Source organism: Bacteroidia bacterium (assembly GCA_025056095.1).
GTDB lineage: Bacteria > Bacteroidota > Bacteroidia > JANWVE01 > JANWVE01 > JANWVE01.
The window spans coordinates 1-14,641 of the sequence record JANWVW010000051.1; the positions used below are offsets into that span (position 1 = coordinate 1).

At 36.3% G+C, this 14,641-nt stretch carries 14 protein-coding genes; 5 read left to right on the plus strand and 9 right to left on the minus strand.

What is annotated here, in order from left to right:
• Positions 1-110: 110 nt before the first annotated feature.
• Positions 111-1,001, minus strand: coding sequence for a DUF4249 domain-containing protein (locus NZ519_05770; protein MCS7028257.1), 891 nt, complete (start codon positions 999-1,001; stop codon positions 111-113).
• A gap of 77 nt (positions 1,002-1,078) precedes the next feature.
• Between NZ519_05770 and NZ519_05775 the strand changes: the two genes are divergently transcribed.
• Entirely contained in the window at positions 1,079-2,584 is a 1,506-nt protein-coding gene (locus NZ519_05775) for a tetratricopeptide repeat protein (protein ID MCS7028258.1), read from the plus strand.
• A gap of 67 nt (positions 2,585-2,651) precedes the next feature.
• On the opposite strand, the gene NZ519_05780 is transcribed toward NZ519_05775, so the two are convergent.
• From NZ519_05780 to NZ519_05790, 3 genes are read right to left on the minus strand one after another with little or no spacing between them, the layout of a single operon-like run.
• Positions 2,652-2,780: a hypothetical protein gene (locus tag NZ519_05780; GenBank protein ID MCS7028259.1), complete on the minus strand. Its 129-nt coding sequence runs from the start codon at positions 2,778-2,780 to the stop codon at positions 2,652-2,654.
• Between the two features lie 40 nt (positions 2,781-2,820).
• Positions 2,821-3,723 (minus strand): histone deacetylase, encoded by a 903-nt coding sequence (locus tag NZ519_05785; protein MCS7028260.1) that lies wholly within the window; start codon positions 3,721-3,723, stop codon positions 2,821-2,823.
• Positions 3,724-3,739: 16 nt separating this feature from the next.
• Complete coding sequence (locus NZ519_05790) at positions 3,740-4,468, minus strand: ZIP family metal transporter (protein MCS7028261.1); 729 nt, start codon at positions 4,466-4,468, stop codon at positions 3,740-3,742.
• Positions 4,469-4,584: 116 nt separating this feature from the next.
• Here NZ519_05790 and NZ519_05795 point away from each other — a divergent pair, with 116 nt between their 5' ends.
• Complete coding sequence (locus tag NZ519_05795) at positions 4,585-4,785, plus strand: hypothetical protein (protein ID MCS7028262.1); 201 nt, start codon at positions 4,585-4,587, stop codon at positions 4,783-4,785.
• Positions 4,786-4,788: 3 nt separating this feature from the next.
• On the opposite strand, the gene NZ519_05800 is transcribed toward NZ519_05795, so the two are convergent.
• The 4 genes from NZ519_05800 to NZ519_05815 all read right to left on the minus strand — a co-directional run bounded on the left by NZ519_05800 (position 4,789) and on the right by NZ519_05815 (position 9,092).
• Positions 4,789-5,514, minus strand: coding sequence for an RNA methyltransferase (locus NZ519_05800; protein MCS7028263.1), 726 nt, complete (start codon positions 5,512-5,514; stop codon positions 4,789-4,791).
• Entirely contained in the window at positions 5,501-6,922 is a 1,422-nt protein-coding gene (locus NZ519_05805; protein MCS7028264.1) for an MBL fold metallo-hydrolase, read from the minus strand. Before NZ519_05805 ends, NZ519_05800 begins: the two co-directional genes overlap by 14 nt.
• 158 nt (positions 6,923-7,080) lie before the next feature.
• Entirely contained in the window at positions 7,081-7,242 is a 162-nt protein-coding gene (locus NZ519_05810) for a hypothetical protein (GenBank protein MCS7028265.1), read from the minus strand.
• A 44-nt stretch (positions 7,243-7,286) separates the two neighbouring features.
• A complete protein-coding gene (locus NZ519_05815) occupies positions 7,287-9,092 on the minus strand; it encodes a hypothetical protein (GenBank protein MCS7028266.1) in 1,806 nt (601 codons plus the stop codon).
• A gap of 103 nt (positions 9,093-9,195) precedes the next feature.
• Between NZ519_05815 and NZ519_05820 the strand changes: the two genes are divergently transcribed.
• Positions 9,196-12,009, plus strand: a complete 2,814-nt coding sequence (locus tag NZ519_05820) for a CHAT domain-containing protein (GenBank protein ID MCS7028267.1) — start codon at positions 9,196-9,198, stop codon at positions 12,007-12,009.
• A gap of 8 nt (positions 12,010-12,017) precedes the next feature.
• On the opposite strand, the gene NZ519_05825 is transcribed toward NZ519_05820, so the two are convergent.
• Complete coding sequence (locus tag NZ519_05825; protein ID MCS7028268.1) at positions 12,018-12,782, minus strand: hypothetical protein; 765 nt, start codon at positions 12,780-12,782, stop codon at positions 12,018-12,020.
• Between the two features lie 303 nt (positions 12,783-13,085).
• Here NZ519_05825 and NZ519_05830 point away from each other — a divergent pair, with 303 nt between their 5' ends.
• Entirely contained in the window at positions 13,086-13,490 is a 405-nt protein-coding gene (locus NZ519_05830) for a PepSY-like domain-containing protein (protein ID MCS7028269.1), read from the plus strand.
• A 71-nt stretch (positions 13,491-13,561) separates the two neighbouring features.
• The gene (locus NZ519_05835) at positions 13,562-14,407 is read left to right on the plus strand and encodes an energy transducer TonB (GenBank protein MCS7028270.1); all 846 of its coding nucleotides are present in this window, start codon (positions 13,562-13,564) and stop codon (positions 14,405-14,407) included.
• The last annotated feature ends 234 nt before the right edge of the window (positions 14,408-14,641 follow it).

Sequence of the window (14,641 nt, forward strand, 5' to 3'; positions counted from 1 at the left end):
GAAGCGCAGGGAAGTACCGAAGCGAAGCGCAGTGCGGAATGCCCCGACCCTTGCGCAGCAAGGGGCACGCCCAAAAAGAAACTTAATCTACGAAATCCTGTAAAGCTTGATTATTTTATAATCAGCCACCTTCTAGAATAGCTTTCTGCGGAAAAATATCCGTAAGCACCATTATTAAAATTAGTTTTAGGATTAGCAGGAGGGGGTGAAAAAGGTCCACCTGAACCTCCATTAGCAATAGCTTGTCCTAACGATAGATAGTACTCATAACTACCCCTATCAATAGAACATAACTCAAAGCGAATGGTATCACCTATTTTACCTGGATAAGGCAATTGAAAGTCAATGAAATTGCCATCAAAAAACTTGTCTTCTGCAATACCGCCCTGATAATCAAAAGCACCATTGAAGAGAGAATCTATGCGCTTGCCTGTAAGTTTGTCCGTAGTTCGTTTGAATACTCGTAACCGATAGTAGTTGTTCCCTCCTGGGGGATCTACGCCGTATATAGTAGCATAATAGCCAGCAGGTAAAAAATTGATTCCAGGAACGTATTTATAGGTTACACTATCCAAAGGCACATAAGTGGGCATATATGAACTTGCAGAGTAAGTTTTACCTTGATAAGTTACGTTAAGGGTGTAAGTTCGTTCAGGTATAGCCTGAATGCTATCAGAACGGTATATCCCTGGGCTTACTTCGGTAAAATAGTCTTTTTGTCCAAAATTATCTGTCATCCATACGACAGCGCCTGAAAGACCTATGAAAGAAACTTTTTCAAAATATGGACTAGACGTAGATACTTTGACCTCGAAAGGACCTTGTGTATTAACCGTGTTGCTATCCGCATTGACCGCATAAGAAATATAGCCCTCAATAATGACTGCTTTTTCAGTAGTTTTTAGCCTAAGCTTTTCAGGTGGAATTTCCTCTGTGCAAGAAAACATTCCTATAATACACAAGCTCATTCCAATGCTAATGGGCAAAAAATATTTTTTCATACTAACTTACTGCAAACGCAAATTTATGCAAATAGTTCAATTATTTTGAATAATTTTATTACTTTGCATTGCTGCTTATGCGATTTAAAATTGTTATTTTTATTATTATATGTACAGCACTTTACCTAAGACACACTCTTTTTGCACAAAATAAAAGTAACCCTGCTAACGTGAAAGAGTTAATTGCAGAAGTTTCTAAAAAATATGGTTCAAACGATAGCTTAAAAATCAAAAGTTTATTTAATATAGCTATCGACTACCTTGGCACAGCTCCAGATAGCACTATCAAGATATTAAAATTTTGTATAGAATTAGCAAAAAAGTCCAAGCACAAGGTGTATGAAGCTAAGGCGGAAAATTTCTTGGGAGTAGCATTCAAGAACATAGGTTATGAGGATTCAGCGGCTAGTCATTATTTTCGTTCATTAGAATTATTTCAAGAATTAAAAAATCTGGAAGGGCTGGGTATTGTTTACACTAACTTAGCAAATTTGTATGGCATACAAGAAGGTTTTGAAAAAGCGGTATACTTTTACCAAAAAGCTGCCGAAATATTCAAGCAAAATCACAATTATTCAGCTTTGGGTACAGTATATCTTAATATCGGAAATACTTACTTTCGTAGAAAAAAATGGGATAGCTGTGAATCTTACTATATACAAGCAGAGAAATTATTGAGTCAATATCCTAAACATAATAATACTCAGCTTTTATTTGCTAATTTGGCACATCTATACGTAGAACTAAAAGATTATCAAAACGCTAAAAAGTATGCCCAAAAAGCTTTAAGTCTTGAAATAGAATATCCCAAAAACAGCGCTTCGGCATATCAAGCTTTAGCATACGCCTATTTTAATGAAAATAATTTAGAACAAGCAAAAGAATTTGCCTTGAAATCACTTTCGATAAGCCAAAAATATAGAGAAATAGAAAGACAAGTTGAACTTTACACACTTTTAACCGACATTTATACCAAACAACAACACTATTTAAATGCCATTGCTGAAAGCAAAAATGCAATCAAAATGAAAGACTCTTTGTTCAAGGTTGCACTCTCAAAACAGCAGCAATCCATAGCCAAAAGACTAGAGCATCTCAACTATACCATGAAATTAACAGAAGCCACACAAAAACAAGCTTCACAAAGAAAAGTTATACAATTTCAAAGAATTATCTTAGTCCTATCCTTGCTGTCCTTGTGTATTACAGTTCTTTTTTTGTCCATTATTCATAAAAGAAATCGACTTCTAAAACAAGCTAACTATGAAATAGAACTCAAAAAGAGAGTTTTGGAAAAACAAAAAGAAACTATTGAAGAGCTCAATACCAATTTAGAACAATTGGTTCGCGATCGTACTGAAAAGCTTGAGCAGCGAAATCAGCAATTAAGTCAATATGCTCACTATAATGCGCATGTACTACGCGCACCAATTGCAAGAGTGTTAGGACTTTTTGAGATCTATCAACACTGCCATACTCTAGCTGAAAAAGAAGAAGTATTCAAGCATTTACATCAAACTATGCAGGAGCTGGATAGTATCATCAAAGAAATGCAAAGTAAATTAGAGGATAAACCTATCTGATGACAAAAGGGAAATTCCTTTGGAAATTATCCAAGTAGAGAAAGTAAATACCGATTTAAACCCTCTATCAGAAAGTTTTAATTTTTTTGGGCGTGCCCCTTGCTGACGCAAGGGTCGGGGCATTCCGCATGTAGCCCGAAGCACGCCGACCTTGCCCACCCAAGCGCAAGCGAAGTGTGGGCAAGGGCACGCCCAAAAAATAAAATCATTATCCTTTTGTGCAACTGTTTTCAAGCTTAGTCGTAGTACTTTTGAGCTACTTTGAACGTATTTACATGGGCATTGACAATGTCTTTGATTTGAGTAGAATACCCTCCGCCCATGACAGCCACAATCGGTAAATTGTGCTTTTTGGCAGTACTGAATACAATTTCATCCCTTTGTTTGCATCCCTCTTGTGTAATAGATAATTTACCAATTTTATCAGTAGATAAAATATCCACACCTGCTTGATAAAAGATAATTTCAGGGTCTTGCTGCGCGATTAAAACAGGAAGAGTTTGGGCTAAAATAGATAAATACTCTTTATCTTGCGTACCTGTGGGCAAAGCTATGTCTAAATCGGACTTCTCTTTACGAAGCGGGTAGTTGTCTTTGCCATGCATAGAGAAAGTGAATACTTCGGGAATGTTTTCAAAAATTTTGGCAGTTCCATTACCTTGATGAACATCTAAATCTACAATTAAAGCACGTTGAATAATTTTTCGGCTACGCAGTTCATTGATGGCAATAGCAATATCATTGAGCATAGAAAAGCCCTCTCCTCTGTCTGCGTACGCATGATGCGTTCCTCCTGCAATGTTGAGCGAAGCCCCATTTTCCAACGCATAATACGCACATTGTAGAGTAGCCCCTGCGCTGGAACGACAACGAAAAACCATTTTCTCTGACGGCGGAAAGCCTATCCTGCGAAATTCTAATGGAGTTAATTGCAAGTTCTTCAATCTGTGCCAATAATAAGGGTCATGAGTTTTTAATATAATTTCTTCGCTGACAAGAGTAGGCTCAAAAAAGTTTTTGGGTTCGAATATGCCTTCATAAAGTAACTGTTCATAAATCAATTCGTACTTTATCATTGGAAATTTGTGTCCTTCTGGAAGGTCTAATACATACTTGTCAGTATATGCCAAAAATATCATACGATTTTAATTTATTCTATCCCAATAAACTGATCAAGCATGCTAAAAGTATCCCCAAAGATACTGCTACAAACTTGCGTAGCCTGTATTGATGGTCAGGTTCGGCTGATTCAAATAAAATGGTCGTAGATAAGTGCAAAAATACACCTACAACTATAGCTAAAATGTAGTTGAAATACACACTCATGGTTTGCGTTAACAAAATTTTGCCCATAAGAGCTCCCATAGGTACACTTAATGAAGTCAAAATCAAAATGAAAGTTATTTTTTGAGTAGAGAAATAGCTGTTTTTTAGCATAGTAACTAATACAAATGCACTCGGAATATGGTGTAAAAGAATACCCAGGTACATATTTTGCAGGGTTTCGCTGCTTTTGAATCCTGTACCTGAAAGGGGTAGACCTTCAATCAAACCGTGGAGGAATACCCCTACCATGATAGTGTATATTTTATTTTGCTGATGGCTATAATGTGCATGAATGTGTCCGTGCTCTAAACCTTTGGAAAAGTATTCAATAATCAATTGGATAAAAAAACCCCCTAAAACAAAAAAAGAGAGATATTTTAGCTCAACCTCAAAAACTTCAGGTAAAAGATGCAAAATACATACTGAAAGCAAATAAGCTCCACTGAATCCCAAGCTAATTCTAATCCAATACGTATTTTTAATTTGCAGGTGATAAGCTATCCAACCGCTGAATATAGCCGTAAAAAATATGCTGCTCAATCCTACCCAATGTATCATTACACAAAGGTATTTATTTTTTGAAACTATATTGCAATATATTTTGAGTTAAATTTTGTAGAAGGAACTTTTGAGGGGTAAATGTTTGTTAATGGTTCAGGATTTAGTTTTGGACTATGCCGAAAAAACTGAAAAATATTACGAAGGCTCGTATTCATAAAGATTTGAAAGACTTTGACATTCGAATCAATGAATTTGGAGAAGTAAGCCATACTTTGGATATAGATGAGATTAACAGCTTTTTGAACCGTAATGTTCAAGATAAAAAGCTGATTGAACATCCTGACTTTGCAGAAATACAAAGGAAAATATCATAATACTTACTGTTGTTGAGTACGAATGCGGTCTAAGCAAATAGCAGTAGCAACCGCAGCGTTGAGAGACTCAGCCTTACCTATACGCGGAATAGTAATCCGCAAGCTCCTTGAAAATATTCTGCTAGCACCTCTGCTTTCATTTCCTATATGTAAAATAAAAGGCTGCTTAAACTGAACGGTTTCAATGGGTAAACCTGCCAAGTCCGCTGTGTAGACCTGCCCATAATGCGAAGGTAGCTCATTTAGAGTGATGCAAGCAACTCGCATAAAAGATCCCATACTAGCTTGCAATACCTTTGCGTTATATATGTCTGTGCAATCGGGAGTAAGCAAAAGCTGCGGTATATTATACCAATCACAAATACGAAGGATAGTTCCTAAATTGCCAGGGTCGCGGATGCTTTCTAAAAAAACAGCATTCTGATTAGGATTGAAAACAGGTGGTTCGGGCATACCTACCAAAGCCATTATTTTTGAAAAATTTTGTAATTGAGTAAGCTTTTTAGCTTGCAGTTCGGTAAGAGTGTATATTGGTATGTTGTCTGGCAAAGTATATTTCGGAATGTAACTTTGAAGCACATAAATAGCTTTGAGATAAGGATACTCCGCACTAACTATTTCTTGAACTATTTTATCGCCTTCTACTAAAAAAGCTTTTTCTGAATATCTGTACTTGCTTAAATGTAACTTTTTTAGTTTTTGAACTTGTGCTTGACTAATTGGCTTCATGACCGAGTGTGTTTATTTCAAACACTTGACCTTTTTCAGGAATTTCTACATCTCTAAAATTATACTGATGCAAAAGTTCCTTGAAAGTAAGCTGTTCTTGGTACTCTCCATGCACTAAAAAAACTTTTTTCAGTAGGGTTTTATCTTGATTTTCTATAAAACGCAGTAGTTCAGTTTGGTCGGCGTGTGCAGAGAAAGCATCTATTTGTTCGATACGGGCGAGGATAGGAATGGTTTCTCCGAAAATTTCAATATAAGGTGGGTCTTTTTTGAGAATTTTGTAGCCCAAAGTATTTTCTGCACAAAAACCCACGATCAAAATAGTATTTTCGGGTTTGCTCAAAGTGTTTTTAAGGTGATGAATTACTCTTCCCCCTTCAGCCATACCGGAAGCGCTGATGATAACACAAGGTCCTTGTATTCGGTTAAGCTGTTTGCTCTCCTCTTTGCTAAGAATGTAAGTAAGTTTATCAAATTCAAAAGGATTATCGTCGTTATTAAAATAAGCTAAGACTTCATCATCAAAACAATCGGGATACTTGATAAATACATTTTGGGTTAAGTCAGTAGCTAAGGGGCTATCTACATACACAGGAACGTGTGCCAATTTTCCTGCGCGACTAAGCTTTTCAAAAGCAAAGACTACAGCTTGGGTTCTATCTAAGCTAAAAGCAGGAATAATAAGTTTTGCTTTTTTGTCTATACAAGTTTCTTTGAATATACGATAGAGTGCTTCTTCTGGACTTTCTTTGCGGGAGTGCCTACGTGCGCCGTAAGTAGATTCTGTGATTAGATAATCCACTTGGGGCATAGGAACAGGATCACGTAAAACTAAACGCGCTTCTGTACCTACATCACCTGTAAAGCCTATACGGGTAGTAGTTCCATTTTCTTTGACTTCTAAAGTTATGCTGGCAGAACCTAAAATATGTCCTGCATCTGTAAACATGAACTTAACGTTAGGATGAATACTATACCACTTGTTATAGTTTGCGGTATGGAATAATTTTAGCGCTGCTTTTACATCTTCGTGGGAATATAAGGTTTGTAAAGGTGCTTTTAGGTTTTTGCCGCGTCTTCTTTTTGCATCATTTTCATTGAGGTAGGCGTTATCGGAAAGTATGTAGACACATAAATCAAAAGTAGCAGGTGTGGAGATTATTTTACCTCTAAATCCATGCTTGACTAGGTTAGGAATGTTACCTGCATGGTCAGCGTGGGCGTGGCTCAAAATGACTACGTCTATACTTCGGGCGTCAAAAGGAAAAGACTTGTTTTTGATGTATAGCTCTTCTTTTGCACCTTGGTACAATCCGCAGTCTAAAAGTATTCTAAAGCCATCTGAAAGTTCAATAAGATGCATGCTGCCCGTGATTTCGCGAGCAGCGCCCCAAAAAGTAATTTTCATAATCTACACGCAATAAAAGTAAAAGTGTTTCTATAACTACTTGAAAAACTTAGTTGTGCAAAAATACACAAAGGTTTGTGTAGTGCAAAAAAAATTGTACCAAGCTCATACAAAAGTATGTTTAGCAGTTATGATAAAGAAAATTAATAGCTTGTTGGTCAAGTTACTATCTTGATAGAAGAAAAATAGCGTGAGGCATGCGGAGGGCGTGCGTTAGCACGGTGCGGAGCGCAGCGAAGCACCGAAGCGATAGCGTAGCCCGTAGCACGCCGACCTTGTGGGCATGAGCGCAAGCGAAATGCCCACAAGGGCACGCCCAAAAAAACAAAAACTTAATTAAATTTTGCAGTATTGAATAAGCCTTTCAAAACCGAGTCAATAGTCCGAAATGGAGTTTAAGCTGTCTAAAATTGAGTGAAGTAGTAGGCATTTTGGTATCCTTACCTAACGCCATAGCTAACGAGAGAAGCCCTGCTTTTTCAATCCACAGCTGCATCCCTAAACCAAATCCTATGGGATTGTTCCATTTATTTTTTTCTTCAATCGCTTGATAGGTTTGATACTTAATTTGACTGTTAAAAATTATTTCTCTTGTGCGCAAAGTCGCCACTTGATAACGTTCTTGCAGCCAAGCATAGTCTAAAAATATGCTCACAAAAGAAAGACTTTCTAAAAAATAACGATATTCTACCGTAGCGATAGCATAATTCGTAGCAAAGTAACTCAATTCATTGAATCCTCTGATAGTTCGTAAGCCGCCCAATCGGTGCAGGTCGTTAAATGTTAGATAAGGATTGATTAAAATAGCTGTGTTTAGCCCCAATACGCCTACTTGTCTTTTGTTGAGGTACTTATACTGCCAACACTTAGCTTGCATTGTATAAACTAAACTTCGTTTGTTGATTTTGTCAAAAATTTCTTTATCTATACCTTGTGTTTGGCGTATATTTTTGTAGCCTGCGTATATTTCTATAGACATATCTGTACCTCTTTGGGGCGCATATAGGTCATTTAGAGAAAAGTACTTTATACCAACGTTATACAAAGTTTGGGAAAAGTTGAATAGTAGGTTTTGAGTTTTAGGTAAAATGGGTGCTGCAAGTGTATCTCGCTTGAAGTTATTCTTTAAGGTACTATAACTATGCCGATTATGAACGCCCCCTTGTAAGCTCCAAAACGCAGAAAGGCGATAGCTTGTTTTAGCTTGTATATCTCTGCGCAAAAAAGTGCTATCTTGCTTCTGAATACTCAAATAGGTTTGAATATCAAAAGGTGTGTAAAAAAGATAAGGCTGCTTAAAACTAACCTCTAAATTTTGCGAAGTAGAAGCTAGCTTGTCCCATTGGATATAAAGGATTTTTCCCCCCCAATTAGGATTGACCATATTCAATTTAAGATTACCTGTAATTTGAGTTTTACCTTGCTGGGCGTTAGCAGGAGCAATACCTAATATGCCATCAATATAGCTGGCTTTTTTTACCTGCGTTTCTAACTTCAAATGTACCGTATTTTGAGCAGTAAAACGAATCTCTTTAATTTTAGATTGCTCAAAATAAGGGCTGTTATTCAATAGTTGTACGCTGTTGTCTATTTTTTTTTGATTAAAAACATCTTTGGAATGGATATCTATAATTTTTTGTGCTAAACGAGATGCATTGTTTGAAACTCCTATGCATAAAACTGTATCAAAAACATGCTTGCTACCTTTTTCAATCTCAACTATGGGTTGGTACACGTAAGCTTCTTTGGATGAGAGGAGTTGATATTCAACTTTACATTTTGCAAAGGGATAGCCTTTTTGTGTATGCAAAGCAATTAGTTTTTCTAAATTTGCTTGTATCAGTTTGGGGTTAGAAGTGCTTTTAAGATAAGAAGAAAAATTTTTACCTAACTCTGCTCGGTATTGTAACGGCAAAAAAACGTATTTTTTACCTGTCCAAATATAAAAAAAGACAGTATCGTTCCTAACAAAAGTACTGTCTATACTATATTCTAAAAAACCTTCATTTTGTCTTTGTGCTAAAATTTCTTTGACTTTTTTACTCCACATTAAAGTATCTGTGCGAGCAAGAGAAGAAAAATAATTTTTTTCAGACTCAGGAAATACTACTAACACTTTTTGACCAAAAGTATTGAAATACACCATAAAACTTATCAAAGCTACGGGCATCCAATTCATACAAAGCAAAGGTATGTTCGAGTAAAGACTACTTTAAAATAACACATTTAGGGCAAAATTACTGTATCTAATTAAGTTTTTGTAGTTTTGAAAAGTGAAACTTTGGTTTTATACCTATCTAACTTGTTTGGCTGTTTTTTGTTCTGCTCAAATTTGGCAAAATGCTTATGACAGTGCCGTAAAATACCAAGAAAAACTTCAATTTGAACTATCAATAGATTGGGCGCTGAAAGCACTACACTTTTATGAGCAGCAAGTTAAGTACAAGGACACAACATATAGTAACATTCTTTCTAGGTTAGTAGAAAACTTCTATTATATTGGAGATTACGACCAAGCAGAAATGTATGCTAAACAAGACAGTGCTTGGGCTGCATCCTACCACAATTCTGTGAGATATGTTACATCTATATATAATTTATCACATGTATATGTGGCAAAATTTCGTTATTTAGAAGCACAAAAATTATTAGAATTAGCTAGGACTATTTTATTAGGGAATGACGGTGAAAAAAATTCAAATTATACCGATATTTGCGAACTTTTAAGTGAAGTTTATTCTGCACAAGGTTTATACAGTAAAGCGGAGGAGCTAGCAAAGGAATCTTTAGAGATAAAGTTATATCTGTACGGAGTGAATAATCCTAATTATGCTTATGCTCTTGAAAACATAGGAAAAATATTTAAGTTGCAAGGTAAATACGCCGAAGCAGAGATATATCTCAAAGAAAGCCTTCTTATTCTTGAAAAGGTATTAGGCAAAACATCCCAAGAATATGCCTTTTTGTGCAAACATTTAGCAGATTTGTATCAGGAGCAAGGGCGCTATGAAGAAAGTCAAACACTTTTTCAGCAGGCAAGGCAAATTCTTTCTATGACAATAGGTAAGGAAACCGTTCCTTACGCTGTAGTTTGTAACGATTTAGGAAATTTGTACTATAACAAAGAACTATACACCCAAGCAGAAAGCTTATACGTGGAAGCTATGGATATTCAGCATAAGATTTTAGGCGAGCATCCTGAATATGCTACTACCTGTGCTAATCTTGCTAATGTATATGCGGCTAAAAAGCAGTACAGCAAGGCAGAAGATATGCTCAAAAAAGCTATGAAAATTACAGTTGCGGTAACTGGTAAAGAAAATTTTTTGTATCCTGTGCTTTGCCACAATTTAGCTCGAATTTACCAATACCAAAAACGTTACATTGAAGCAGAAAATTTATTTCAAGAATCAGTGGATATTATTCGTAGTACATTTGGAAATACTTACCCTTATTACACGAAAATACGGCATAGTTTAGCTAAAATGTACCACGAAAAACAAGAGTACGATAAAGCTGAACTTATCTATGAAGAAGTTACTCAAATCAAATCTAGAGAAATTCAGGAAAATTTCAAAAACCTTTCTGAAGTCGAAAAAGAGCAATACATACAAGCGAATATAGCAGATTATATAAATGATTTTCAGTGCTTTGTGCTAAAAACTTATTTGCAACGACCTGCCGTTACTGCTCACGGCTATAACTTGATTTTGCAAACCAAAGGACTTATTTTACAAAGCATGGAAAAAATTAAACAACGGATATTGCAAAGCAATGACAATGAACTTAAAGATTTGTATTTGTTATGGAAAAATGCTAGAGAAATGTACGTAAAAAGTCAGAGTTTAACCCTTCAAGAACGCAAAAAAAGAAACATACAATTAGATAGTTTGTATCAAAAAGCAAATGAAATAGAAAAGAAACTTGCCATGAAAACACAAAGTTTATCAATTAACTTTGTTGATAACAAACCTTTGCAGTGGAAAGATATTCAATCGAAACTCAATCATCACCAAGCTGCTATTGAGGTTAGCAGAGTAACTGAAAATCAACGCACATACTATTTAGTGTTTGTAGTTAAAAAAAAATCTACTTACCCTGAATTGATTGTACTAAAAAATGGGGATTCTTTGGAAAAGGAGTACTATATCAACTATAAAAGAAGCATCATACATAAGTTTTATGACGAGTACAGCTACCTGGCTTATTGGAAACCTATACTCAAAGCGCTCAATGGCATAAAAACAGTCTATTTCTCAGCTGATGGGGTATACCACAAAATTAACCTTTGTACTCTACAAAATCCTGTAACAAAGAAGCATGTTTTAGACGAAATACAAATTATCTACGTAACCAAAACCAGTGATATTGTTCAAGAAAAAATTAGCTCTTCACAGCATCAAAAAAGTTATTTTATTGGCAATCCTAAATACCTCGTAGGTTTGTACACAAAAGGAAATGAGAAACCTGAAATATATTGGGAGTTTGACAACCTTGCCCCACTACCTGGCGCAGAAAAAGAAGTAACAGAGCTTAGCCTATATATACCTAATAGTTATGTGAGTACTAGTTATGAAGCTACTGAGGAGCAAGTTAAATCTATTAAGAATCCACGCGTGCTGCACATTGCTACTCATGGTTATTTCAAAAAAGGTCAATATCAAAGCAGTACGCAAGCTATGTTAAACGCAGGGCTACTATTTGCAGGCGTAGCGGACTACGATAAAATGGAAATTCGCCCTATAAACAAAGAGGATGGTAAATTAACTGCTTTCGAGGTAATGAACATGGAGTTAGATAGTACGGAGTTAGTAGTTTTATCAGCTTGTGAAACAGGCTTAGGGCAAGCTAGCCGAGAGGGAGTTTATGGGCTGCAACGAGCATTCAAGGTAGCTGGGGCAAAAATGATTATTATGAGTTTGTGGAAAGTGAATGATTTAGCTACTCAAGTTTTGATGAAAAATTTTTATCAAAATTGGTCTGTAAAAGGAATGTCTAAACGAAAAGCCTTTGAAATGGCGCAGAAACAAACACGTGAGCATTACAGAGAGCCATACTACTGGGGAGCTTTCATAATGATTGAATGAGATGCTTTTTACTTTTTATCTTTTGGTTTATTAAGCAGTTCAAGATTTCCTTTCGCTAGAGCAAAGTCTGGGGCTAATTTAAGACTTTCCTCAAAAGACTTTTTGGCTTCTTCATTTTTACTGATTTTCATTTGTAGCACACCTAATAAGTTCAAAGCTGCGGCTTTAATAGGTACAGATTGTGGTGGTTGGTTTTGTCCTACGTTAATGTTTATTTTTTCTTTTTCAGCAGCCGGATTATCTTGAATACTTTTAACTCGCTGCTCACATTCACCTACACGACCAAGGTTGTACTCTTCTACGGCACACTGATATTGATAGTAAAGTTTTTGAGTAATTTCAAATAATTTCTCATACTTAGCCAACGCAGCTTTGCTATCGCCCATGTTGGAGTAACTCATGGCTAAAAGTTCTAACATAGCTATGTTATTCGGCTGCTTTTGAACTACGAGTTCCGCGCTAAGTACCGCTTGACGTACCATACCACCTGTAAAATATAAACGTGAGAGAGTGTCTAACCACTTGACATTGCTATCTTTCGCATACTTGTAATGAATGGCTGTAATTGCAGTATAAAAATCTCCCATTGCTACGGCATTCGCATATACTCTTATGTCATAGTCTACGCTATCTTTGGGAGGTTTAACAGAGCTTGTAGCAGAATTCTGAACGGATGGTGCAGCATTATTTGAAGTATTTGTTTTTTTCTTTTGTGCAATTAAAAAAGTGCAGGAGCTAACAACAAAGAATAATACCAGTAGGAACTTTTTCATAGAGCTTTTTCAAATATAGACTTTGTCGCAAAAATAGTTTATTTTGTACATAAAGCAAATTATTGAACTTATGTTAGATTTATGAACGTGGTTTGGTTTTTTAGGTGTGCCGCTTACTGACGCAAGGTTTGTAGCATTCCGCACATAGCCCGCAGCACGCCGCCGTTATGGACTTTTGCCACAAGAGCACGCCAAAAAAAATTAAAATACAAAAAAGTAGCTTAAACGAAGTTTATCGTTTTTCCTGTAGGTTTATTGATTTTGTCAAACTTTTGTATATTAGCCTGCAAAATTAAAACGGTTATGCCAAGAAAAAAGAAAACTTTAATTCCCCCTAACGAAATACTAAGGGAATTCAAGTCTTACTACCCTGAGGTTGATCTTAGCCAAGTAATATGGACTTGGGAAGTACCTTTCAAAATTTACGAAGCAGAGTTCGTACACGAAGGAAAAGAGTACGAAGCAGAATTTACAGTTACAGGACATTGGCTACTTACAGAAGAGGAAATCAAACTTTCTGATGTACCTGAACACATCATAGAAACTGCCAAAGCTCGGTATGCTAAGGCTAAACTAGAAGAGGCAAGCAAGATTACTTACAGTAATGGAGATGTTTGTTACGAATTAGGTTTTACAGCAAAAGATAAGACTTTTGAAGTTCTATATCGTGAAGATGGTTTGTTTATTGGGCGTGGAAGAGAATTGTGATTTGCTCATTTAGAAAATAACACTTATATTTGCATAACTAACGCTTACAGTTTATGGCAAGTACAAGTAAAATGAATTTAGAAACTGCTAGGGGAGACACAGGCTTAGGCAAGGTAGATATTTTTGCAGAAAGCTGGGTAGATATTGTTTTTACAGGCAGAAATAAAGCCTACGGGGCGTATGATTTGAGAAGAAATTACAACCGTAACTTGATGATAGGGCTTGCCCTTGCCTTAGTTATATTTATTTTAGGTTTTCTCACTCCCAAAATTGCAGCACTTATTAAAGCCTCTCTCCCTGAAAAGAAACAAATGGTAATTACAGAAGTAAACCTTGAAGCCCCTCCATCTCTAAACGAAGAGTTACCTCCCCCACCTCCTCCCGTGGAGCCTCCCCCACCTGTTAAAAACACTATACGATTTACCATTCCTGAAATTAAAAAAGAAGAAGTCAATGACCCACCCCCAGCTATTGAAGAAATAGAAAAAGATGTAGAAGCAGGTAAAAAAACCCAAGTAGGGGACAACAACGCCGTTGTAGATGAAGTAGTAGAAGAACCTAAAAAAGAAGAAAAACAAGTTATTCAAGAAGAGGTAGACAATACTGTATATACGATTATCCAAAAAATGCCCCAATTCCCAGGGGGTGAAGCAGCTATGATGAAATTTATTTCAGAAAACATTAAGTACCCGCCTATGGCAAAAGAAGCAGGTATTAAAGGTACAGTTATTGTTACCTTCATAGTAGATAGAGAAGGAAATGTAACTAACCCACAAGTTTTAAAAGGCATTGGAGGGGGATGCGATGAAGAAGCCCTACGAGTAATTAAGATGATGCCCAAGTGGTCGCCTGGAGAACAAAACGGTAAAAAAGTATTAGTTAAAATTAACGTACCTATCCGATTTGTACTTCGTTAGCGTATTTTCAGCAGAAATATGGGTTTAGCGCAGCAAAATAGCTGCGCCATATTTTTTGACCAGATTACTGACTATTAGCAGTAAAAGAATGTGTATATTTTTTCAAAAATTGATTAGGTTTGAAAACAATTTGATTTTTTGGGCGTGCCCCTTGCTACGCAAGGGTCGGGGCATTCCGCACTGCGCTTCGCTTCGGTGCTTCGCTGCGCTACGCACTGCCTAACGGCATGCTCC

Coding starts and splice junctions, on each gene's coding strand:
- NZ519_05770 (MCS7028257.1), bottom strand. CDS start 1,001: ATGAAAAAATATTTTTTGCCCATTAGCATTGGAATGAGCTTGTGTATT.
- NZ519_05775 (MCS7028258.1), top strand. CDS start 1,079: ATGCGATTTAAAATTGTTATTTTTATTATTATATGTACAGCACTTTAC.
- NZ519_05785 (MCS7028260.1), bottom strand. CDS start 3,723: ATGATATTTTTGGCATATACTGACAAGTATGTATTAGACCTTCCAGAA.
- NZ519_05790 (MCS7028261.1), bottom strand. CDS start 4,468: ATGATACATTGGGTAGGATTGAGCAGCATATTTTTTACGGCTATATTC.
- NZ519_05795 (MCS7028262.1), top strand. CDS start 4,585: ATGCCGAAAAAACTGAAAAATATTACGAAGGCTCGTATTCATAAAGAT.
- NZ519_05800 (MCS7028263.1), bottom strand. CDS start 5,514: ATGAAGCCAATTAGTCAAGCACAAGTTCAAAAACTAAAAAAGTTACAT.
- NZ519_05805 (MCS7028264.1), bottom strand. CDS start 6,922: ATGAAAATTACTTTTTGGGGCGCTGCTCGCGAAATCACGGGCAGCATG.
- NZ519_05815 (MCS7028266.1), bottom strand. CDS start 9,092: ATGCCCGTAGCTTTGATAAGTTTTATGGTGTATTTCAATACTTTTGGT.
- NZ519_05825 (MCS7028268.1), bottom strand. CDS start 12,782: ATGAAAAAGTTCCTACTGGTATTATTCTTTGTTGTTAGCTCCTGCACT.
- NZ519_05830 (MCS7028269.1), top strand. CDS start 13,086: ATGCCAAGAAAAAAGAAAACTTTAATTCCCCCTAACGAAATACTAAGG.
- NZ519_05835 (MCS7028270.1), top strand. CDS start 13,562: ATGAATTTAGAAACTGCTAGGGGAGACACAGGCTTAGGCAAGGTAGAT.